Genomic DNA, 20,986 nt, shown 5'->3' on the forward strand with positions numbered 1-20,986 from the left:
CCATGACCGCACTTCCGGTGATCAACCTCGAACAGGCGACGGCGGACGGAGGCGAGGAGAAGGTCGCCGACGAGATCTCCCGGGCCTGCACCGAGGTCGGCTTCTTCGTCGTACGCGGCCACGGCATCGACCGCCGGGTCTTCGACGACGCCTACGCGCTGTCCCTCGACTTCTTCCGGCGCCCCGCTGCGGAGAAGAACGCCCTGCCGATGCGGACGAGCACGGCGCGCGGCGACAACGACTACAGCCCCTACGGCTACAGCGCCCTGCTGTCGGAGAACGCCTACGCCTACACCGGCAGGCAGGGCATGCCGGCGGACTACGTCGAGAAGTTCAGCGTCGGGCGGCTCGTCCTCGACGACGCCGAGGAACTCCCCTTCCCCGCCGACGAGCGCGGCTCCGCGCTGCGCGCCGCGCTGAAGACCTACTTCACCGCCTGCGAGTCCCTCGCGGCGCGCCTCACCGAGCTGCTGACCATCGCCCTGGAGCTGCCCCGCGACTTCTTCGCCACCCGCACCGACCGGTCCAACGACTCGCTGCGCTCGCAGTATTACCCGGGCGTCCGGCAGGAGTTCGCCAACGACCAGGGCATGGGCGAGCACACCGACGGCACCCTGATCACCCTGCTCACCGAGGACGGCCCCGGGCTCCAGCTGCGCGACCTGTCGGGCACCTGGATCGACGTGGACGTACCCGAGCGCGACTGGTTCGTCGTCAACATCGGCGACCTGATGGCGCGCTGGTCGAACGACGAGTACGTGTCGACCCCGCACCGCGTCCGGCTCGTCGACCGGCCGCGCCAGTCCATCGTCTTCTTCAAGCTGGCCAACGACGACGCGGTGATCGAGGCCTTCCCGAAGTTCACCCGGGAGCGCCCGGCGGCGTACGAGCCGATCCGCTACGAGACGTTCTCCCTGCGGAAGATGAACGCGCTCTTCGGACGGGAGGAGCAGGCGTGAACGTCGACCCCTGCCTCTTCTACGTACCGGCGTCGCGCGTCGACACCCTGCTCAAGCACGTGCCCCGGCAGTCCGTCGCGCTCGTGCTCGACCTGGAGGACTCCGTCCCGAAGCAGAAGAAGCCGCTCGCCCGCCGGCGGCTCGGCGAGACCGACCTGACCGGGACCGGGCTGTCCGGGGTGTCGGTGCGCGTCAACAGCGTGGAGACGCTGGACGGGCTGCTCGACCTCCAGCGGCTCCTGGAACTCGGCGGCGAGATCGGCGGCCTGCCCGTACGGACGGTGCTGGTGCCGAAGGTCGCCGCCGGACGCGACGTCGCCATCTACCGGTCGCTGCTGTCCGACCTGCCCCGGCCGCCGGAGATATGCAGCTTCATCGAGACCGTGGACGCGGTCGAGAACGTCTTCGACATCGCCGCCGCCAGCGACGGCCTCTGCTTCGGCCAGGCCGACCTGGCCGCCGAGATGTGGGCGCCGGACGAGTCGTACCTCGCCCACGCGCGGGTCCGGATGTGCGTGGCCGCGTCCCGCTACGGCCTGCCCGTCATCGACACCAACTCCTTCGAACTGTGGGACATGGACGTGGTCCGCGCCCAGTGCGAGGCCGCGAAGCGGTGCGGCTTCACCGGCAAGGCGGCCATCCACCCCAAGCAGGTCGAGGCGATCGTCGAGACGTTCACCGTCACCCCCGAGGAGCTCGACGGCTACCGCCACACGATCAAGGACTACGAGGCCAACGAGGCGGGCTTCGCGGTCAGCAAGGACCGGGTGCTCGCACCCCCCTTCGTCCTCAAGGCCCGGCGCATGCTCGCGCTGCACGAGGGCGCGGCGCGGCCCGTGCGCTGACGCCGTCCCCCGACCCCCGTACCCCGCACCCGTGGAGGACCTTGTGAGCACCCCGCTGACAGAGATCGTGAACGAAGCCATGGTGGACGTCTCCCGCTACGACGTGGAGGTGACCGACGGCCGGTTCGGCTCCGTGCCGACCGAGCTGATCACGCGCGTGGTGGACCTCGTCGCGGACGGGGAGGGCCTTGCCGTCTGCCACGGCGTGCGGGCCCTGCTCGCGCGGCACGGCATGGACATCCACGACGAGGCCCACGCCGCCGCCGCACGCGACTACCTGGAGGCGCTCTTCCGCGCCTTCACCGCCGAGGTCGACCTCACCAAGCACACCCCGGTCCCCATGGGGTACGACCAGGTCGCCTCCATGGACGTGGACGGGTTCAACAAGAACACCAGCTTCACGCCCAACTCCGACCACACGGAGTCCCGCGAGTTCCTCACCACCAAGTGCGTCCACTTCGACGCCGCCACCACCTTCATCGGCAACGTCTACGGCCCCAACACCAACATCACCGGCGGCCGGCCCATCGTGTGCGACACCCGTGAGTTCTGCCGGCGCAACGGCGTCGACCCCGCCGACCTGGTCGAGCTCATGCCGCACAGCTACAACGTCGCCGTCAAGCAGGAGTACGCCGACGCCATCCTCGCCGACCACGCGCTCGCCGTGGCCGTCGACGTCGACCTGAGCGACGACATGGCCATGGTCGTCCTCGACAACGAGGTCTCCGGCGGCCTCGCCCACGCCGGCACCGCGCCGACCCTGACGGACCCGGCCAAGCCCGGCAAGCGCCCGCTGCGCCACATCGAGCTCCAGTTCTCCGACGGCCGGAACCTGAACACCTGGTACGCGCACTACCGGCTCCCGATGCCCGAGGTCCACGTCACCGTGCCGGACGCCGGCACCCCCGACCACGAGCGCTACCACCGTGGCGTGAGCGCCGTCGCACTCGGAAACTGAGGCCCCCATGTCACTCCCGTACCGCCCGGGCGACGTACCGGGCATGAGCGCCGCGGACGAGCGCGAACTGGCGGACCTGCTGGACCTGCTGCGCGCCGACGAATGGCCCGAGGACCTCTTCGAGGGCCGGGACTTCTACGACCGGTGGGGCACGCCGGTCGCCGCCGACGTCCGGGTCTCGGAGTGCGAGGTGGGCGGCGTACCCGCGTACCTCCTCACCCCTCCGGGGGCCGACCCCGCGCGGATCGGCATCTGGCTGCACGGCGGCGGCTACGTGTTCGGTACGCAGCGCAGCCACGGCTCCATGGTGGCCGAGGCCGCGCGCAGCGCCGGCTGCGCCTTCCTGCACCCGCAGTACCGCAGGGCCCCGGAGCACAAGTACCCGGCGGCGCTGGAGGACGCGGTCGCCGTCTACAAGGCGGTGCTGGCCGAGGGCCGTGCGCCCGGGTCGGTCGTCGTCGCCGGGGACTCGGCGGGCGGCGGCCTGCTGTTCGCGTCGCTGCTCGCCGCGCGGGACCAGGGGCTGCCGATGCCGCGGGCCGCGGCCTGCGTCTCGCCGTGGGTGGACCTGGCCGGCACGGGCGAGACCTTCACGTCGAAGGAGGCGATCGACCCCCTCATCACGCGGTCGGTGGTGGACGACGTCGCGGCGGCCTACCTGGCGGGGACCGCGCCCGAGACGCCGTACGTCTCGGCGCTCTACGGCGAGGTGCACGGCCTGCCGCCGGTGCTCATCCAGGTGGGCGAGCGGGAGATGCTGCACAGCGACGCCGAGCGGTTCGCGGCCAAGCTGGCCGCCGCCGGGGTGCCGGCCACGCTGGAGGTGTGGCCGGGCATGGTGCACGTGTGGCACCTGCACCACACGCGGCTGGCCAAGGCGCGCGAGGCGCTGGCGCGGCTGGGCGCGTTCCTGAAGTCGCCCGAGCGCGAGCCCGGGGCCGAGCGCGAGCCCGAGGCGGTGCGGTGACCGGGACCGGCATCGAGGACGTCATGGGGCCGCACCGGTTCCGGAACAACCAGCGCATGGTCCCGGCGAGCGAGTCCGCGTGGCAGCTGGCCGCCGACCACGGCATGCTCGACATCCGCGTCGACGCCACGCACGGCCAGAACCGGCTCCGCGACGTGCGGACCGGGCACGAGTTCCTCAACCTCGCCTCCTGCTCGTACCTGGGTCTCAACAGCCACCCCACGGTCGTCGAGGCCGGGGTGACGGCCCTGCGGGAGGAGCGGGTCACCGGGCTCGCCATGGCCGAGTTCCGCATCCGGCTGGACGCCGCGCACCGGCTGGAGGAGGAGCTGTCGGCGCTGTTCGGGACGCGGGTGCTGCCGTCGATCTCGTGCGGCGTGCTCAGCTCCGCCGTCCTGCCGCTGCTCGGGTCGGGGCACCTCACCGGCACCGATCCGCTGGTCGTCGTGTTCGACCGGTTCGCGCACTTCTCGATGAACTTCGTCAAGCCGGTCGTCGCCGACGAGACGCTGGTGCTGACCTGCCCGCACAACGACATGGACTTCCTGGAGGACGTCTGCCGGCGCTACCCGCGCGTGGCCTACGTGTGCGAGGGCGCCTACTCCACCGGCGGCCTCGCCGACCTGGAGGGCATCCGGACGCTCCAGGAGAGGTACGGGCTGTACGTCTACCTCGACGACTCGCACGCGCTGTCCACGCAGGGCCCGTACGGCGAGGGCTACGCCCGCTCGGTGTTCCGGGAGCTCGACGAGCGCACCATGATCGTCGCCTCGACGGCCAAGGCGTTCGGCTCCACCGGCGGCATCGCCATGCTGGGCGCCTCCAGCCGGTTCGACTTCCTGTACCGCTCCGGGCCGATGGGCTGGTCCCAGGGGCTGCGTACCGCCGCTATCGGGACGACGCTGGGCAGCATCGCCGTCCACCGGTCCCCCGAACTCGGGGTGCGCCAGCGGCGCCTCGCCGAGAACATCGCGCTCTTCGACCGGCGGATGAAGGACCGCGGCGTCCGGGGCACCGGCTCGCACATCAAGTTCGTCACCGTGGGCGAGAACGACCGGGCGGTGCGGCTGGCCACCGAGCTGTACCGGCGCGGCTACTACTGCTCGGCGATGTTCTTCCCCGTGGTGCCGCGCGGGCAGGCCGGCATCCGGCTGATGCTGCGCGGCGACATGACGGCCGCGATGACGGAGCGCTTCGTCACCGTACTGGAGGACGTCCTGGACGGATTCGCATGACGCCGGCCGAGGCTTCGGCCGCCGCTTCCGCCGTGTCGTCCCTGCCGCGCATCCGGGCGCTGGCGGGGGCGATGCGCGACGCGCTGCGCGACGGGGCCGTCGCGCGGATGCTGGTGCCGCCGCGCGAGACGGTCGAGGACGCCTCGGGCGCGAAGTTCCTCTCCATGCCCGCCGTCTCGCCCGACCACGACCTGTACGTCAACAAGGTCGCGACCATCGTGGCCTCCCCTGTCGCCGGCCGGGGCTCGACCGTGACGTCCGTCGTGCCGATGTTCTCCGTCTCCACCGGCCGCTTCCTCGGCACGCTGGACGGCGCCACCGTCACCAACCTCAAGTGCGCCGCCGTCACCGCCCTGGTGACCGACCGGTGCGCCGCACCCGGCAGCCGGGTGCTGGGCGTCATCGGCTCGGGCGTCCAGGCCCGCCAGCAGTTCCTCGGGGTGTCCGCGGTGCGCGACCTGGAGGAGGTACGGATCTGGTCGCGCACCCCGCGCCACGCGAGGGCCTTCGCCCACGCCATCGCCGACGCCGCCGGGGAGCGGCACCGCAGACCGCCGCGCGTCGTCCTGTGCGACTCCGCCGAGCGGGCGAGCGACGGCGTCGACATCCTGTCGACCGCGACCACCTCGGTGGAGCCGCTGCCGATCTCGGCGCGGCTCCCCGACCACGTCCACATCAACTGCGTGGGCGCGCACACCACCACCTCCCGGGAGGTGCCGGTGGCGCTGCTCCGCGACAGCGTCGTGATCGTCGAGGATCTGCGCACGGCGATCGCCGAGGCGGGCGAGAGCCACGCCGGCGCCCTCGAGTTGAGCGCCCTGGACACACCCGACGCACCCGGGGACCTCGCGCGACGGCGGACGGTCTTCGCCTCCACGGGCTGCGCGTACCTCGACCTGATCACCTGCGCCCACCTGGTCCGTCACCCGGACGAGGCGGGGAAGTTCCGGGCGGCGGACCCCGCCCGTTGAACACACAGTCAGCCCCGGCGACGGGGACACCACCGCACAAAAAGAGGGACACACCATGGGCAACATCGGGCGGGAAGAGATCTCGGGAACGCACGACCGGGCGATCCCGGAGAAGTTCCTGGACTTGATGACGACCGGCTGGAGCAAGGACGAGATCGACGTCGCCCCGGTCCCCCACGTGAAGCAGCTCACCCGGCGCCGGGCGCTGCTCTCGGCGGCCTTCCCGGGCGACACCCTGGTGATCCCCACGGGGAACATCCGCTCCCGGACCTTCGGCGCGCCGTACGAGTTCCGGGCGGGCAGCGACTTCCTGTGGCTGACCGGCGACCAGGATCCCAACTCGGTGCTGGTCCTGCACCCGACGGCCACCGGGCACGACCCCGTGCTGTACGCGCAGCCGCGCTCGGACTCCTCGACCAGCGCCCAGTACCTGGACCGGATGGACGGCGAGATCTGGCACGGCCGGCGCCACTCGCCGCAGGAGAAGTCCGTCCTCTTCGAGATCGAGACGCGCCCCCTGGGCGAGCTGCCCAAGGTCCTGGCCTCGGTGGCCTCCTCCGACCGGCTGCGGGTGCTGCGCGGGTACGACACCGGGATCGACGGCGGCATGGAGCGCGGCTCGCTCCCCGTCACGCCCGACAACAAGGAGCGGGACGCGCTGCTGGCGAGCGTGCTGTCCGAGCTGCGCCTGGAGAAGGACGAGTGGGAGATCGCGCAGCTCCAGGACGCGGTCGACGCCACGGTGCGCGGCTTCGAGGACGTCGCCCGGCGGCTGCGGCCCGACGCCCCGACGTCCGAGCGGTACATCGAGGGCGTGTTCTCCTGGCGTGCGCGCGTCGACGGCAACGGCCTCGGCTACAGCTCCATCGTCGGCGGCGGGCCCCGCTCCACGATCCTGCACTGGTCGCGCAACGACGCGGTGGTCGAGCCGGGGCAGATCCTGCTCCTCGACATGGGCGTGGAGAACGTCCACTGCTACACGGCCGACGTGACGCGCGTCCTGCCGGTCTCCGGAACCTTCAGCCGGGCGCAGCGCGATGTGTACGACATCGTGTACGCGTCGCGGACCGCGGGCCTGGAGGCGATCGCCCCGGGCGTGGAGTTCGCCGAGATCCAGACGGTCTGCAACCGGGTCCTCGCGGAGGGCCTGCGCGGGCTCGGCCTGCTCAAGGGGAGCCTGGAGGAGGTGCTGGACCCGGAGACGATGGCGTACCGCAGGTGGTCGCTGCACGGCTTCGGGCACATGCTCGGCCTGGACGTCCACGACTGCGGGCACGCGCGGCCCGAGTACTACGGCAGCGGCACGCTGCGCGAGAACCACGTGCTGACCATGGAGCCCGGCCTCTACCTCCAGCCGCACGACGAGCTGGTGCCCGAGGAGCTGCGCGGCATCGGCGTACGCATCGAGGACGACGTGCTGGTGACCGCGGGCGGCTCGCGGCTGCTGACGGAGAAGCTGCCGACGGCGTCGCACGAGGTGGAGGCCTGGCTCGCCGCCCAGCGCGAGGCCGGACCGCGGGAGCCGGGCGTCGATGGCGTCTGAGGGCGGGGCCATAGCGGAGGAGTTCGACGTCCTCGCGGGCCGGCTGGGCATCGAGGTGCCGGCCGATCTCAAGGACGGCGTCGTCCGCGGTTACGCGGGCCTGCGGGCCATGACGGAGTTGTTGCGGGAGGTCCGGACGGACACCGCCGCGCCCGAGGTGCGGGAGGCGCCGGGTGGCTGACGGACCCACGGCCGCCGCGCCGCTCCACGAGCTCTCCGTCGCGGAGGCGGGCGCGCTGCTGCGGGCGGGTGAGCTCACCTCGGTGGAGCTCACCCGCGCCGCCCTCGACCGGATCGCCCGGCTCGACCCCGCGCTGCACGCCTTCATCCGCGTGACGGAGGAGACGGCGCTGGAGCGTGCCGCGGCGGCGGACCGCGAGCTGCGGGCCGGGCTCGACCGGGGTCCGCTGCACGGCGTCCCGTACGCGCTGAAGGACATCTTCGACGCGGAGGGGGTGCCCACCACCAGCGCCTCCCGGCTGCGCGACGGCCATGTCGCGGACGCGGACAGCACGGTCGAGCGGCGGCTGCGCGACGGGGGCGCGGTCGGCCTCGGCAAGCTGACCACGTTCGAGTTCGCGGTCGGCGGCCCGAGCTTCGACCTGCCCGTGCCGCCGGCCCGCAACCCGTGGAGCGGCGATCACGTGCCCAGCGGCTCGTCGTCGGGCTCGGGCGCCGCGGTCGCGGCCGGGCTGGTCCGGGTCACCGTCGGCTCCGACACCAGCGGGTCCACCCGGGGCCCGGCGTTCCACTGCGGGGCGGTCGGGCTGAAGCCGACGTACGGGAGGGTGTCGGGGCACGGTGTCCAGACCCTCTCCTGGACGCTGGACCACTTCGGGCCGCTGACCTGGACGGTCGGCGACGCGGCGGCCGCGCTGCGGGTGATCGCGGGCGCCGATCCGGCCGACCCGCGCACGCGCACGGCCGGCGCGGAGGTCCCCGACTACACCGCGGTCCTGGGCCGGGGCGTCGCGGGGCTGCGGGTGGCGTGCTCACCCGGCTGGTACGCCGACGACCCCGCGACGCTGCCGGAGATCGTGACCGGCATCGAGCGGGCCCTCGGGGTACTCGGCGGGCTCGGCGCCTCCGTCGAGGAGGTCACGCTGCCGCCGTACGACGTCTTCAACGCGTGCGGCCGCGTCATCTTCGCGGCGGAGGCGTTCGCCACCCACGAGGAGGATCTGCGGCGCCGCCCTCGGGAGTTCGGGCGCTACACCTACCAGCGGGTGATGCCCGGCGCCGGGGTCGGCGCGTCCGATCTGCTGCGCGCGTACGACGTACGGCGGTGGCTGCGGCGGCGGCTCGACGAGACCGTGTTCGACCGGTACGACGTGCTGATCACGGTGTGCGGCCAGACCACGGCCGCGCGCTGGAGCGACTTCCCGGAGAACTGGCCGCCGCCCAAACTCGCCAACGACATGCAGACGATCCCGTTCAGCGTGACCGGCCACCCGGCGCTGTCCCTGCCGATCGGGTTCGCCGCGGACGGCCTGCCCATCGGTCTGCAGATCGTGGGGCGGGCCTTCGACGAGGCGACCGTGTTCCGCGTGGCGGCGGCCCTCGAAGCGGAGCTGGGGCAGCGCCACCGGCGCCCGCCGGACCCGGCACCGGAACCCGACGACACGGCGGTGGTGAGCTGATGGAAGAACTGGCGACCGACTACGCGTCGGGACCGCTGAGCAAGGACACGGCCGAGGAGTTCGACCGCCTGCGGCTCCTCCAGGAGTGGGGCGACCCCGACACCCGGCGGGTGCTCCGCTCCGCCGGGATCGGCCGCGACTGGCGGTGCCTGGAGATCGGCGCGGGCGCGGGGTCCGTCGCGCGCTGGATGGCCGACCAGTGCCCGGACGGCGGTGTGGTCGCCGTCGACATCGACACCCGGTACCTCACCGGCACCGAGCGCCCCCACCTCCAGTGGCGTACCGGCGACATCCGGGAACTCGACTTCGCGCCGGGCTCGTTCGACCTGGTGCACTCCCGGCTCACCTTCTGCCACCTGCCCGAGCGGGAGGCGCTCGTCGCCCGTGCGGCGCGGTGGCTGAAGCCCGGCGGCCGGCTCGTGCTCGGCGACCCGATGTGCATGCCGGCGGCCGGGTCCGCGTACGCGCCGGTCCGGCGGTTCTTCGGCGCCCTGGAGAAGGGCTGGGAGGCGCAGGGTTCGGACATGACGCGGTGGGCGCAGACGCTGCCGTCGCAGCTGGCGCGTGCCGGGCTGGTGGACGTCTCCGTCTTCACCCGGGCGAACTGCCTGGGCGAGCGGGGTCCTTACGGCGCGCTGGCGGCCGCCAACATCCGGCAGGAGGGCGCGTACCTGGTCCGCACCGGGCTCCTCACCCAGGCGGACGTGGACGCGGTGAGCGCGCTGTGCGCCGACCCCGGCTTCACCGACATCCGCTCCATCACCGTGTACGCGTGGGGCCGGGTCCCCGCCGGCCCCGAGGAACGCTCATGACGGCACCCGGCCCGGCGGCGGCCCCCGCCGTACGGAAGGAACTGTCGCCGCTGCGCCGGCGCGCCACGCTCGGCTGCATCCTGGCCGCCGCCATGACGGTGCTGGACCTGTCCATGACGAGCACCGCGCTCGGCTCCATCCAGGAGACACTGGACACCTCGCTCGCCAAGGGCGCGCTGGTCATCTCGGCGTACGCGACCGCCGAGCTGATCACCCTCTCGCTGAGCGCCTTCCTGACCCGGGTGTTCCGTCCGCGCACCTATCTCGTCCTGCTGGTGTGCGTGTTCGTGGCGGGCGCGCTGCTGTCGGCCGCCGCCTGGAACTTCGAGAGCCTGCTCGTGGCCCGCGTCGTGCAGGGCGCGGCGAGCGGGGCGATCATGCCGTTCGCGTACTACGCCATCGTCGTGCTGCTGCCGGGCGAGGAGCAGCCGAAGGCGATCTCGACGTTCTCGATCACGGTCACCGGCTCCTACGTCCTGGCGCCGATCCTGAGCATCACGCTGGCGGAGTGGCTCAGCTGGCGGGCGCTGTACTGCGTGGCCGCGCCGGTCGGCGCGGTCGCGCTGTGGCTGGCGCTGCCGGGGCTGCGGGACATGCGCCAGGACGAGTCGCCGCTCGGGCGCCGGGCGAACGCGGTGAGCATCGGCGCGGCCGTGGTGGGCCTGTTCTGCGCCCAGTACGCGCTGGACACGGGCCAGGGGCGCGGCTGGTTCGCGTCGGCGGTGGTGACCGTGACGGTGGTGGTGGCCGTGGCCGCCGCCGTGCTGTTCGTGGTGACGGAGTTGCGCAGTCGCAGCCCGCTGGTGGACCTGAGGCTGCTGCGGCTGCGGCCGTTCCTGTCGAGCTGCGTGTTCAACGTGGTGGCCGGGGTGGCGGTGTACTCCAGCTTCATCCTGATCCCCTTCTATCTGACCAACCTGGGTTTCTCGGTCGGTGAGATCGGCACCGTGACGCTGTACGGCGGGACGGTGCAGCTCGTCATCGCGCTGGGCCTGCCCGTCCTGCTGCGCCGCGTCGACGCGTATCTGGTGTCGTGCGCGGGGGCGGTGGTGTTCGCGGTGGCGGCGCTGCTGCCGTTCCTCGCCGGTTCCTCGCCGCCGTACGGCGTGATCGTGGTGGCGCTGATGGCCCGGTCCGTGGGGTCCGGCCTGCTGCTCGCCGCGCTGGGCCTGATGGCGACGCGGGCGCTGAGCGCGAGCCAGGCGTCGTCGGGGTCGCTGCTGTTCAACATGGCGCGCAGCCTGGGCGGTTCGGTCGGGGCGGCGTGCTGTGCGGCGTTCCTGGAGATCCGGGCGGCGCACCACATGAGCGGCGGCGGGGTGTCGGCCGTCGCGGGCCGCAGCCTGGGCCTGCGCGACGTGTTCGCGGTGGCGCTCGTGATCCTCGTCCTGCTGGCCGTCGCGCTGGTGGCGGGGTACGCGGCCGGCCGCGTACGGGCGCGGCGCGCGGTGCGGACGGCCGATGGGTGACGCGTCGCGCCGCCGGGTGGTCCGTCGGCCACCCGGCGGCGCGTACGTACCGTCGTCTCTCGGTCGTGTCCGCAAAGTCCCGTCTGCCTGGCGGCGTCTGGCACGCACTCCCCCAGAGCTTCGCCTGGGGGTGTCCCCAGCCGCGTTGTCGTCAGTCGCCAATGCTCCGCAGTGGCTCCCTCCTCCGCCTTGCGATCGCACGCACCAGACGCCGCCAGGCCCGCCCTTCGGGCGGACGACGCTACTTTGCGGACACTCCCTAGGTCAGTTCCCTGCCGCGCGTCTCGGGCAGCAGGATCGCCGCCGTCAGGCCGGCGATCCCGGTGGCGAGGATCCACAGGGTCGGGCCGATCGCGGATCCGGTGTGGCGGATGAGCCACTCGATCGCGAACGGCGTGAGCAGGCCGGTCAGCGAGCCGGCGACGCTGTAGCCCATCGACAGGCCGGAGTAGCGGACCCGCGTGGGGAACGCCTCGGTCAGCACCGCCGGTCCGGCCCCGGTGTAGAGGGTGAGCAGCACGGTGAAGAGGACGAAGCCGGCGACGACCCCGAGTTCGGACCGCCCGCCCATGAGCAGGAAGCCGGGGTACGTCAGCGCCAGGCAGGCGATCGTGGAGTACAGCATCACCGGGCGGCGCCCCCACCTGTCGGCCGCGACGCCGACGAACGGGCACAGCACGAGGCCGGCGACCAGGCCGGCGCTGAGGCCGATGAGCGCCAGGTCGAGGTCCTTCTTCAGCGTGACGACGGCGTACGTCGTGGAGTAGGTGAGGAAGACGAAGGTCGCGGCGGTGCCGAAGAAGGCGAGCCCCCAGACGCGGGCGAGCGCCCCCTTGTGGTCGCGCGCGGCCTCGCGCAGCGGGCTGCGGGGGACGTCCCGCTGCCGCCGGAGCCGGGTGAACGCCGGGGTGTCCTCCAGGCGCAGGCGCAGGTAGAGGCCGACGAGTCCGAGGGGCAGCGCCACCAGGAAAGGAATGCGCCATGCCCATGCCAACAATACGTCGCGGCCCAGCTCCCGGGTGAGCAGCGCGCCGAGGAGGGCGCCGCAGAGGAAGGAGAGCAGGACCGTGAAGGTCTGCCAGCTCGTGTAGAGCGCCCGCTTCCCCGGCGGCGCGTACTCGGCCAGGAACGTCGCCGAACCGCCGTACTCGCCGCCCGCGGAGAGCCCTTGCAGGGCGCGGCAGAAGAACAGCAGGATCGGCGCCCACACGCCGATGTCGGAGTACGTCGGCAGCATGCCGATCGCCGCGGTGGCGGCCGACATGAGCAGGACGACGGCGGACAGCGTGGACTTGCGGCCGATCCGGTCGCCCAGCGCGCCGAACAGCAGCGCGCCCGCGGGCCGCAGCACGGAGGCGACCGCGTACCCGGTGAAGGTCAGCAGGACCGCCGCCGTCTGGTCCTGCTTCGGGAAGTACAGCTCGGCCAGGACGACCGCGAGCGTGCCGTAGATGGCGTAGTCGTACCACTCGACGAAGTTGCCGATCGAGGCGGCGACGATCGGCCGGCGTCTGCCCGCACGGGCGGGGCCGGTCGCGGACGCGGACCCCGCTTCGGAGCCGGAAGGGGCGTGGAGTAACTCGGTCTGGGAATTTTTCCTGTCTGGCATAACTTCACTTTCCCATGCAGGAGAAGTGGCGTACAGTCCTTCCCATGGGGAGCATTGAGGAGTTCACGACAGGGGTCGCGGAGCTCGCCGTGACGGTGGGGGCCAACGTCCAGCCCGGCCAGATCGTGGTGGTCTCGGCCGAGCCCGGACACCTGCCGCTGGCCCGGGAGATAGCCCGGGCCGCGTACGGCCGGGGGGCGCGCTTCGTCGACGTGGCCGTGTTCGATCCCCTGCTCAAGCGCGTCCGCGTCCAGCACGCGCGGCCGGACACGCTCGACTTCGTCCCCCCGTGGCTCGGCGACTCCGTCCTCGCCCAGGGCGACGCGGGAGCGGCCACGGTCCGCATCACCGGCCCGACGGAGCCGGGCGCCCTCGACGGGCTCGACCCCGTACTGGCCGGGCGGGACATGCTGCCGATGGTCGCCGAGCGCCGTACGGTCATCAACGACCGCAGCATCAACTGGACGCTCGTACCCGCCCCTTCCGCCGAGTGGGCGGCCCTGGCGCACCCGACGCTCGCTCCGGACGCGGCCCTGTCCCGGCTCGTCGACGAGCTCCTCCACATCTGCCGCCTCGACGAACCCGATCCGGCCGCCGCCTGGCGCACGCGCATGGCCGACCTCGCCGACGTCGGCGCGCGCCTCACCGCCCGGCGGTTCGACGCGATACGGCTCCGGGCGCCCGGCACGGACGTCACGATCGGCCTCCTGCCGAGCTCCCGCTGGCTGACCACCTCCATGCACTCGCGCGACGGCGTCCAGCACCTCGCCAACCTGCCCACGGAGGAGCTGCTGACGACGCCGGACCCGCTGCGCGTCGACGGCGTCGTGACCGCGACCCGTCCCCTGGTCCTGGCCGGCGCCACGGTCGAGGGCCTGCGGATCCGCTTCGAGGGCGGCCGGGCCGTGTCGATCGAGGCCGACAAGGGCGGGGCCGTACTGGAGGGGTACGCCTCCCGCGACGCGGGCGCCGCGTACCTGGGCGAACTCGCGCTCGTCGACGGCTCCGGGCGGATCGGGCCGCTGGGCACCGTCTTCCACGAGACGCTGCTGGACGAGAACGCGGCCACCCACCTCGCGCTGGGCTGGGGCTACCTCGCACCGGTCGAGGACCCCGCCGACCACGCGCGGATCAACACCTCGGCCATCCACGTCGACTTCATGATCGGCTCACCGGAGATGACGGTGGAGGGCCTGGCGGCGGACGGCACCGCGGTCATGGTCCTCGACCACGGGGTCTGGACGGTCTGACGGCAGCGCGCGGCGGGCGCGGCGAGGTGTGCCGGCGTCACGGGGGTGCGGCGGCACACCTCACCCCGCCTTCCGCGCGCTGCCTATTCTGGGCATCAGGGCCGGGCATCAGGGCCGGGCATCACGCCCGGGCAGCACGTCTGGGCCTCACGGCACAGCGGGTACGGAACGACGATACGGGGATGGCGCATGGACGAGCTCGTGGAACAGGTGGGAGGCAGACTCCGCCAGTTGCGCCGCGCCCGCGGCATGACGCTGGCCGACCTCGCCGACCGCGCCAACCTCACCGGCGGCTACCTCGCCAACGTGGAGAACGGGGTCACCACCCCGAGCCTCAGCGCGCTGTCGACCCTCGCCGCGGTCCTGGGCACGGACATGTCGGCGTTCTTCCCCCCGGCGGCACGCGAGACCGTGCACGTCCACCGCGCCGCCGCCACCAACCACATGCGGGTGGCGACCGGCCGGGCCAGAACCTACACTGTCCTGTCCGCGCGATCGGTCGCCCCCGCCTTCACCGGTCTGCTCGACCGGATCGAACCGCCGGAGACCACCGCGCCCTACTCCTGCTTCGGCGAAAGGCTCCTGCTCGTGCTCGAGGGCGAGATCGAGACCCGCATAGGGGCCACGGTCCTCCAGCTCGGCCCCGGTGAGACGCTGCACTACTCCTCCCACCCCGAGCACACGCTCACGGTGACCTCCAGCGACCCCGCGGTGATCCTGTGGGCCGTGACCCCGGCGATCCTGTGAAGAGACACGTAGACGACGAGAGCACGCTCGCCGCCCGCGTCGGCGGCCAGCTGCGCCGCATGCGCAAGGACCGCGGGCTCACGCTGGCGGCGCTCTCCCAGGCCTGCGGCGTCTCCGTGTCGTACCTCTCCGCGGTCGAGAAGGGCATCAACCACCCGTCGCTGCACACCCTGGCCTCCATCACCGAGGCCCTCGGCGTGAGCATCCCGGAGGTGCTCGCCCACGAGGGCCAGGAAACCCTGCGCCGCGCCAAGGTGCCCGACGGGCCGCGGGGCCTCACCGAGATCTCGCACCCCCTGCTCTCGCTGCGCAGCTGCGTCGTCTCCGCCCTCCCCGGCGACCACGGCGCCTGCCCGGTCGACCTCGACGACCGGGGCCTGTTCGTCTACGTCGTCAGCGGCACCGTCGTCGTCCGCGTCGACTCCACCGACTACACCCTCGACGGGGGCGACGCCCTCGACGTGACGGAGCCGGGCGAGGTGTCCTGGCGCGCCGTCGAGGCGTCGATGGTGACGTGGGTGTCCTGCCCCGCCCAACGCAACTGACGACCACGGCTCAGGTCAGCCGGGTCGGATGCGGCAGGAGCGCGCGGGCCGGCACCGGACGCCACCGGTCCCCCGCGGCGACCCGGCCGAACGCCTGGTCGCCGAAGTGGAAGGCGAAGCCGTACGTACGCGGTGCCCGCAGCCGTGTGAGCAGCGCGGCGCGGGCACGCAGGACGCCGTCGACGTCCACGTCGGGTCCGGACGGCCACTCGGGGTGGGTCACCTGTGCCGGAGTGTGGAAGGCGTCGCCGAACACCAGGATCCGCCGCCCGCCCCGGGCCGAGACCACGTAGGTGGTGTGGCCCGCGCTGTGGCCGGGCGTGATCAGCGCGGTGACGCCGGGCCATATCTCGTCCCCGTCGTCGAACCGGCGCAGCACCCGCGACATCGGCACCATGAACCCCTCCCAGGACGGCGCCCCCACCTCCACCTCGCGGTTCCAGAACGGCTCCCACTCGGCCCGGGCCACGAGGTAGTCGGCGCACGGGAACGCCTTGCGCGGCCGGCGGCCGTGCCCGGTGAGGAAGCCGAGGCCGGTGTGGTCCGTGTGGAGGTGCGTGAAGGCCACGGTGTCGATGGAGCCCGGCGGCACGCCCAGCGCCCGGAGGGTGCGCAGCAGCGCTCCTCCGCGCGAGACACCGAGCGAGGGCGCCAGCACGTTGGCGCCCAGGCCCGTGTCGATCAGCAGCCGGCGGCCTCCCCGCTCCACGAGGACGCCGCCCGCCGAGGCGGCGACGCGCCCGGAGGGCGCCAGCGCCTCGGGGTGTTCCCTCCAGTACGCGGCGGGGACGGCGGGGAGGAAACCGGCACGGTCCAGCTCCATCGCCGCGTCGACGACGTACGTCAGCCGGACGTCCCCCAGGGTGAGGGTGCGCACGGCCGACTGGTCACCCAGCGATCCGATACGCGGCCGCGCCGCATGTGCTTCCGGGAGCGCGCCCGTCAGCGACACGGCCATCGCCGCGGTGGAGGCCACCGCGGTGCGCAGGATCCCCCGCCGCGAGGGAACGGGCACCCTGTCCTCCGGCTCTCTCATGGCATCTCCTTGGCGCGTGCTCACGGCATCAGCAGGTTCATGGGGTTCTCCGACGTGACGGCGCTGATCTCCCGGTGCGTCAGGCCCGCTTCCCGGAACCACCGCTCGCTCAGGTCCAGCCATTCCTTCACGTCCGGCTGGTCGGGCTGTCCGAGGTCGGAGCTGAACACCACCCGCGGGTGGGCGTGGACGACCTCGGCGAGGTGCTCGACGCCCCGGTGCCCCAACAGCAGTGTCAGGGCGGTCAGTTCGACGTACAGCTGCGGCACACGGGAGAGATCGGCCAGATCGTCGGGGGTGAAGCCCGACATCGGGTGCGTGGCGTGGGTGAGGAGCAGGCGCGGTACGTCGAGGCGGACGGCCTCGTCCACGATCCGCAGGGCCGCCTCCCGGTCGCTGTGCCCGGTCGCCACGGCGACGGGCAGGTCACGGGCCGCCCGCAGCACCTCGCGCACGTCCCGGCGCAGCCGCCCGCCGGCGTCCAGGACCCGGCCGGTCCGCCACCGGTCGGGATCGAGCCGGGGGTGGAACGACGTGCGGCGCAGCGCCGAGGCGTGCGCGGGGCCCACCAGGGTCGGGAGGTGCACGACGAGGCGGGCGGGGCTGTCCGGGCCGTGCGCGTACACGGCCTGCTCCACGGCCCGCGGACGGACACCGCCCGCCAGTTCGTTGAGGACGAGCGTGCCGGAGACCGGCAGCCCCTCCTGGCGGGCCTCCCACGCGCGGGCGGCGGTCGAGGTGAGGTGGCTCTTGAGCACCACCCAGCCGCCCACCTCGGCGTACGCCCGGCCCGCACCGGCGGAGGTCAGACGGCGGCGGTACAGGTCGGGGCCCGCGTGGTAGTGGACGTCCACCACCACGCGCCCCTCCAGGTCATGCACGGGAGGGCCGGGCGCCACCGTCGCCCCACGGCCTGGCGTAGCCGAACCTGCGGCGGGCCTCGTCGAGCCGCAGGCCCGCGCCGACCGCCTCCGCGATCGCGGCCTCGGTCCGCTCCACGCGTTCCGCCCGCTCGGCGACCTCGGCGGCGTGCTCGGCGGGCACCACCAGGGCTCCGTTGTCGTCGGCGACGACGATGTCGCCGGGCCGTACGGTGACGTCGCCGATGAGGACGTCCCGGCCGGTCGCCGCGAGCTCCACCCGGTTCTTGCCGCTGACCATGGTGGCGCCGGTGCTGAACAGCGGGTACCCGGCGGCGCGGATCTCGGCGATGTCGCGGGCCGAGCCGTGCAGGGCGGTCCCGCGGATCCCGCGCCGCTGCGCCAGCCTCGTCAGCAGCGACCCCCAGTTGGTGCAGGTGGTGCTGCCCGCGTTGTCGACCACCACGAACGAGCCCTCCGGTACGTCGTCCAGGTAGTTGGCCGCGTTGCGGAAGCCCTTCTCGGCGGTGTCGACGGGCTGGTACGTGACGGTGAACGCGCGGCCCGCGGCGCGGGCACCGGGAACGCGCGGTGCGATGCCCGCGAGAACGCCGCCGACGCCGAGGCTGTCGAGCGCGTCGGAGACGGACGCCGTGTCGAGGCGGGCGAACCGGTCCACCACGTCCTCGCGACGGCTCGGCTCTCCCCCGCTCGCGGCGAGTTCACCGGCCACCGCCTGCGCGACCTCCCGCGTACCGCTCGTACCGCCCATGTCGTACGTGACGGTCGTGCGCCGCGCGGCGACCGTGCGCACCGCCGCCCTGAGCTCGTCGCCCGGCACGGAGAGGTCCAGGTGGTCGAGCAGCTGGGCCACGGCGAGCATCATCGCCATGGGGTTGGCGCGGCCTTGGCCCGCCATGCCGGGGGCGCTGCCGTGCACGGGCTCGAAGTAGCTGCCGTGGTCGCCGATGTTGCCGCTGGGCGCGAGGCCGAGGCCGCCCATGACGCCCGCACCGAGGTCGGAGAGGATGTCGCCGAACATGTTCTCGGCGACCAGCACCCCGAACCGCTCGGGCCTGCGCACCATCCACAGGGCGACGGCGTCGACGTTGAGGATCTCGGTCTCGATGTCGGGGTAGGCGCCGGCGACCAGTTCGAGGCGTTCGCGCAGGTGGTCGCTGCTGTTGCGCAGCACGTTGGGCTTGTCGACCAGGGTGAGCCGGGTGTAGCCGCGGGAGCGGGCGTAGGCGAATCCGTAGCGCAGCAGCCGGTCCATGCCGAACTCGGTCTGCAGGCGCAGCGTGACGCTGGTCGCGTCCGGTCCCGACGCCAGGGCGTTGGGGTGGTCGCGGACCACGTTCCACAGCGCGTCGTCCACGCCGCGCACGTCGAAGCCCGCGTACAGGCCCTCGGTGTTCTCGCGGATCACCGTGAAGTCGAAGCGCCCGTCGACCAGGTCGACGACCGGGCGGACGTTGGCGTACAGGCTCAGCCGCTGGCGCAGCTGGATGACGGGGGAGACGAAGGTGCGGCCGGTCCCCCGCAGCTCGGCGGGGAGTTCCTCCTCGGCTTCGCGCAGCGGCTTGCTGGTGATGGCGCCGAGCAGGCAGGTGTCGGTCTCCTCCAGGAGCTTCCAGGTGCGCTCCGGGACCGGGTCGCCTTCGCGGCGCCAGCACTCCCAGCCGATCTCGCCGAAGCGCAGGTCGAGGGGGAGGCCGAGCTTCTCCACGACGTCGAGGGCCGCGGACGTGACCTCCGGTCCGATGCCGTCGCCGGGTAGGACAGCGACGCTCTTCATGTGAGTCCCTTCTCTCGCAGGAAGGCGCCGACGAGGGCGGACACTTCTGCGGTGCGTTCGAAGTGGGGGCGCATGCCGGCGCCCTCGATGACGTGGACGCGGTGGTGCGGTGCCGCGGCCGTGTGGCGCCGGGTGACGAGCTGCGAGTGGCCGCCGACGATCTGCAGCAGTGGGCCGGGGTGGGCCCGCACCGCGTCCGTCACGTCGACGCCGCACAGCATGCGCATGCCGGCGGCGAGCCGGCGCCCGGCGGTCGGATCGTGCGGTGCCGGGGCGTCGTCGCCGTCGTCCTCGGTGTCGGGGCGGCGGCCGCGCGGCTGGACGCGCCGGTTGAGGAGGGCCAGGGCCTCGTCGGAGCGGCCGCCGGCGGCCAGGTCGGCGATCTCCCGGAGCCGGGATTCGAGGACGGCGTCCGTGCGGGCCGGTCCGGAGACGAGCAGCGCGGCGGTGCCGGGGGCGACATCGGGGAGCAGCGCCTGGGCCACCGCGCCGCCGAGCGCGTTCCCGCAGAGCAGGTCCACGGGACCGTACCGGGTGAGGAGTCCGCGCCAGCGGGCGACGAAGGAGTCCAGCGAGTCGGTCTCCTCGTCCCACAGGGAGAGCGTGTCCGCCACGGTCACCCGCAGGCCGGCGTCGGCCAGGACCCGGGTGACGGGGGCGAAGAACGCTCCGCCGTCCCAGCGCGGGATGACGGGGGCGAGGACGAGGGCGTGTGCCGTGCCGACGGCGGCCTCGGGTCCGAAGACCGCCGTCGGCACCGCGAGTCCGGCGTGGGTCACCGGACGGTGGCGAGGGTGCGCGCGGTGGCGATGCCCTCGCGGTGGCTGCCGCCCAGCAGGTCCTTGCGGTGCTCGACCGGCAGGTCGTAGCGGCCCAGGACCAGGTCCGGCAGCGGCAGGGAGGGGGTGCCCTCCGGGATGGTGGCGAGGAGCAGCTCCGCCAGCTCCAGGGCGGGGCCCAGGTGGAGGCGGGCGGCGGCCTCGGCGTCGGTGCGGTCCAGGTGCGCCAGCCACTGCTCGGCGATGAGGTTGCCCGGGCCCTTGCCCATGCCCTGGATCGAGGAGTCCATCCAGGTCGCACCGGCGGCGACGGCGCTGATCGCGTTGGCCAGGGCGAGCCCGAGGTTGTTGTGCGCGTGCAGGCCGACCGGGCCGCCGGTGACCGACTTGGTCAGGGTGGTGAGGTCGGTGGTGTCCACGGGCGAGAGGCTGCCGTTGGAGTCGGCCAGGTAGACGAACTCGGCGCCGGCGTCGGTGGCGGCGGTCGCCACCTCGACGATGTCACGGCCCGCCCACTGGCTGATCCGGGCGAAGTTGACCCCGACGCTGAACCCGGTCTCCTTGGCCTGGCGTATGTACTCCAGGCCGCGCTCGTAGCCCTTGGACGGCAGGATGATGCGGACCAGGCGGGCACCCGCGGCGTACATGGCGGGCAGGTCGTGCGCGGTGATGTTCTTCGGGTGCAGGATCATCGCGACTCTGTCCGGCCCGATCTCCCGGGCCACGGCGGCGATGTACTCGTCGTCGCCGCGGCCGGTGAGCCCGAGGCCGGGCATCGGCAGGAGCGAACCCTTGCGGTAGGCGATCTCCACCCAGTCGAAGCCCGCCTCGACACTGAGCCTGGCGTGCGTGAGCGCGTACTCCAGAGGGAAGTTGAAGCCGTTGCGGTACCCGCCGTCGCGGAGGGTGACGTCGATGTTGACGATGCTCATGGTTCCTCCAGATGAACTCGGGACTCGGGGT

General features: G+C 73.0%; 20 protein-coding genes. 14 read left to right on the forward strand and 6 right to left on the reverse strand.

Translation table 11 applies throughout. From position 1 onward, the window contains the following. Positions 1-2 precede the first annotated feature (2 nt). From ABZX67_RS04140 to ABZX67_RS04190, 11 genes are read left to right on the forward strand one after another with little or no spacing between them, the layout of a single operon-like run. A complete protein-coding gene (locus ABZX67_RS04140) occupies positions 3-959 on the forward strand; it encodes a 2OG-Fe(II) oxygenase family protein (RefSeq protein WP_355354173.1) in 957 nt (318 codons plus the stop codon). Next, the gene (locus tag ABZX67_RS04145; protein WP_355354176.1) at positions 956-1,804 is read left to right on the forward strand and encodes an aldolase/citrate lyase family protein; all 849 of its coding nucleotides are present in this window, start codon (positions 956-958) and stop codon (positions 1,802-1,804) included. Before ABZX67_RS04140 ends, ABZX67_RS04145 begins: the two co-directional genes overlap by 4 nt. Before the next feature lie 43 nt (positions 1,805-1,847). Next, positions 1,848-2,762 (forward strand): hypothetical protein, encoded by a 915-nt coding sequence (locus tag ABZX67_RS04150; protein WP_355354179.1) that lies wholly within the window; start codon positions 1,848-1,850, stop codon positions 2,760-2,762. A 7-nt stretch (positions 2,763-2,769) separates the two neighbouring features. Further along, positions 2,770-3,729: an alpha/beta hydrolase gene (locus tag ABZX67_RS04155; RefSeq protein WP_355354182.1), complete on the forward strand. Its 960-nt coding sequence runs from the start codon at positions 2,770-2,772 to the stop codon at positions 3,727-3,729. Then, a complete protein-coding gene (locus tag ABZX67_RS04160) occupies positions 3,726-4,964 on the forward strand; it encodes an aminotransferase class I/II-fold pyridoxal phosphate-dependent enzyme (RefSeq protein WP_355354185.1) in 1,239 nt (412 codons plus the stop codon). Before ABZX67_RS04155 ends, ABZX67_RS04160 begins: the two co-directional genes overlap by 4 nt. Continuing rightward, positions 4,961-5,935, forward strand: a complete 975-nt coding sequence (locus ABZX67_RS04165; RefSeq protein ID WP_355354188.1) for an ornithine cyclodeaminase family protein — start codon at positions 4,961-4,963, stop codon at positions 5,933-5,935. Before ABZX67_RS04160 ends, ABZX67_RS04165 begins: the two co-directional genes overlap by 4 nt. 55 nt (positions 5,936-5,990) lie before the next feature. Next, positions 5,991-7,478, forward strand: coding sequence for an aminopeptidase P family protein (locus ABZX67_RS04170; RefSeq protein WP_355354191.1), 1,488 nt, complete (start codon positions 5,991-5,993; stop codon positions 7,476-7,478). After that, entirely contained in the window at positions 7,468-7,659 is a 192-nt protein-coding gene (locus tag ABZX67_RS04175) for a hypothetical protein (protein ID WP_355354194.1), read from the forward strand. Before ABZX67_RS04170 ends, ABZX67_RS04175 begins: the two co-directional genes overlap by 11 nt. Next, positions 7,652-9,118 (forward strand): amidase, encoded by a 1,467-nt coding sequence (locus ABZX67_RS04180; protein WP_355354197.1) that lies wholly within the window; start codon positions 7,652-7,654, stop codon positions 9,116-9,118. Before ABZX67_RS04175 ends, ABZX67_RS04180 begins: the two co-directional genes overlap by 8 nt. Beyond that, positions 9,118-9,930, forward strand: a complete 813-nt coding sequence (locus ABZX67_RS04185) for a methyltransferase domain-containing protein (protein WP_355354200.1) — start codon at positions 9,118-9,120, stop codon at positions 9,928-9,930. The genes ABZX67_RS04180 and ABZX67_RS04185 overlap by 1 nt, the downstream gene beginning before the upstream one ends. Beyond that, entirely contained in the window at positions 9,927-11,399 is a 1,473-nt protein-coding gene (locus ABZX67_RS04190) for an MFS transporter (protein ID WP_355354203.1), read from the forward strand. Before ABZX67_RS04185 ends, ABZX67_RS04190 begins: the two co-directional genes overlap by 4 nt. Positions 11,400-11,658: 259 nt before the next feature. Here the strand turns inward: ABZX67_RS04190 and ABZX67_RS04195 are convergent, their stop codons facing one another. Beyond that, positions 11,659-13,008: an MFS transporter gene (locus tag ABZX67_RS04195; RefSeq protein ID WP_355354206.1), complete on the reverse strand. Its 1,350-nt coding sequence runs from the start codon at positions 13,006-13,008 to the stop codon at positions 11,659-11,661. 44 nt (positions 13,009-13,052) lie between these two features. Between ABZX67_RS04195 and ABZX67_RS04200 the strand changes: the two genes are divergently transcribed. The 3 genes from ABZX67_RS04200 (at position 13,053) to ABZX67_RS04210 (ending at position 15,550) form a co-directional block, all read left to right on the forward strand. After that, positions 13,053-14,258, forward strand: a complete 1,206-nt coding sequence (locus ABZX67_RS04200; protein WP_355354209.1) for an aminopeptidase — start codon at positions 13,053-13,055, stop codon at positions 14,256-14,258. Positions 14,259-14,447: 189 nt separating this feature from the next. Next, positions 14,448-15,005, forward strand: a complete 558-nt coding sequence (locus ABZX67_RS04205; protein ID WP_355354212.1) for an XRE family transcriptional regulator — start codon at positions 14,448-14,450, stop codon at positions 15,003-15,005. Beyond that, positions 15,002-15,550, forward strand: coding sequence for a helix-turn-helix transcriptional regulator (locus ABZX67_RS04210; RefSeq protein ID WP_355354215.1), 549 nt, complete (start codon positions 15,002-15,004; stop codon positions 15,548-15,550). Before ABZX67_RS04205 ends, ABZX67_RS04210 begins: the two co-directional genes overlap by 4 nt. Positions 15,551-15,560: 10 nt before the next feature. Here the strand turns inward: ABZX67_RS04210 and ABZX67_RS04215 are convergent, their stop codons facing one another. Genes ABZX67_RS04215 through ABZX67_RS04235 form a run of 5 tightly spaced genes read right to left on the reverse strand, consistent with a single transcriptional unit; the run spans position 15,561 to position 20,955 of the window. Next, entirely contained in the window at positions 15,561-16,586 is a 1,026-nt protein-coding gene (locus ABZX67_RS04215) for an MBL fold metallo-hydrolase (protein WP_355354218.1), read from the reverse strand. 20 nt (positions 16,587-16,606) lie between these two features. Further along, positions 16,607-17,467, reverse strand: a complete 861-nt coding sequence (locus ABZX67_RS04220) for a DUF6282 family protein (protein ID WP_355354221.1) — start codon at positions 17,465-17,467, stop codon at positions 16,607-16,609. Next, positions 17,460-19,244, reverse strand: coding sequence for an isocitrate/isopropylmalate family dehydrogenase (locus ABZX67_RS04225; RefSeq protein ID WP_355354224.1), 1,785 nt, complete (start codon positions 19,242-19,244; stop codon positions 17,460-17,462). The genes ABZX67_RS04220 and ABZX67_RS04225 overlap by 8 nt, the downstream gene beginning before the upstream one ends. Then, positions 19,241-20,023, reverse strand: a complete 783-nt coding sequence (locus tag ABZX67_RS04230) for a hypothetical protein (RefSeq protein ID WP_355354227.1) — start codon at positions 20,021-20,023, stop codon at positions 19,241-19,243. Before ABZX67_RS04230 ends, ABZX67_RS04225 begins: the two co-directional genes overlap by 4 nt. Continuing rightward, positions 20,020-20,955, reverse strand: coding sequence for a hypothetical protein (locus ABZX67_RS04235; RefSeq protein ID WP_355354230.1), 936 nt, complete (start codon positions 20,953-20,955; stop codon positions 20,020-20,022). The genes ABZX67_RS04230 and ABZX67_RS04235 overlap by 4 nt, the downstream gene beginning before the upstream one ends. Positions 20,956-20,986 lie beyond the last annotated feature (31 nt).

The sequence above is a fragment of the Streptomyces sp. NPDC003036 genome, assembly GCF_040611175.1.
GTDB lineage: Bacteria > Actinomycetota > Actinomycetes > Streptomycetales > Streptomycetaceae > Streptomyces.

What these genes read in the sequence shown, in the direction of transcription:
- ABZX67_RS04225 (WP_355354224.1), bottom strand. Translation starts at nt 19,244, where the DNA reads ATGAAGAGCGTCGCTGTCCTACCCGGCGACGGCATCGGACCGGAGGTC.
- ABZX67_RS04205 (WP_355354212.1), top strand. Translation starts at nt 14,448, where the DNA reads ATGGACGAGCTCGTGGAACAGGTGGGAGGCAGACTCCGCCAGTTGCGC.
- ABZX67_RS04185 (WP_355354200.1), top strand. Translation starts at nt 9,118, where the DNA reads ATGGAAGAACTGGCGACCGACTACGCGTCGGGACCGCTGAGCAAGGAC.
- ABZX67_RS04195 (WP_355354206.1), bottom strand. Translation starts at nt 13,008, where the DNA reads ATGCCAGACAGGAAAAATTCCCAGACCGAGTTACTCCACGCCCCTTCC.
- ABZX67_RS04140 (WP_355354173.1), top strand. Translation starts at nt 3, where the DNA reads ATGACCGCACTTCCGGTGATCAACCTCGAACAGGCGACGGCGGACGGA.
- ABZX67_RS04235 (WP_355354230.1), bottom strand. Translation starts at nt 20,955, where the DNA reads ATGAGCATCGTCAACATCGACGTCACCCTCCGCGACGGCGGGTACCGC.
- ABZX67_RS04215 (WP_355354218.1), bottom strand. Translation starts at nt 16,586, where the DNA reads ATGAGAGAGCCGGAGGACAGGGTGCCCGTTCCCTCGCGGCGGGGGATC.
- ABZX67_RS04165 (WP_355354188.1), top strand. Translation starts at nt 4,961, where the DNA reads ATGACGCCGGCCGAGGCTTCGGCCGCCGCTTCCGCCGTGTCGTCCCTG.
- ABZX67_RS04175 (WP_355354194.1), top strand. Translation starts at nt 7,468, where the DNA reads ATGGCGTCTGAGGGCGGGGCCATAGCGGAGGAGTTCGACGTCCTCGCG.
- ABZX67_RS04190 (WP_355354203.1), top strand. Translation starts at nt 9,927, where the DNA reads ATGACGGCACCCGGCCCGGCGGCGGCCCCCGCCGTACGGAAGGAACTG.
- ABZX67_RS04155 (WP_355354182.1), top strand. Translation starts at nt 2,770, where the DNA reads ATGTCACTCCCGTACCGCCCGGGCGACGTACCGGGCATGAGCGCCGCG.
- ABZX67_RS04200 (WP_355354209.1), top strand. Translation starts at nt 13,053, where the DNA reads ATGGGGAGCATTGAGGAGTTCACGACAGGGGTCGCGGAGCTCGCCGTG.
- ABZX67_RS04170 (WP_355354191.1), top strand. Translation starts at nt 5,991, where the DNA reads ATGGGCAACATCGGGCGGGAAGAGATCTCGGGAACGCACGACCGGGCG.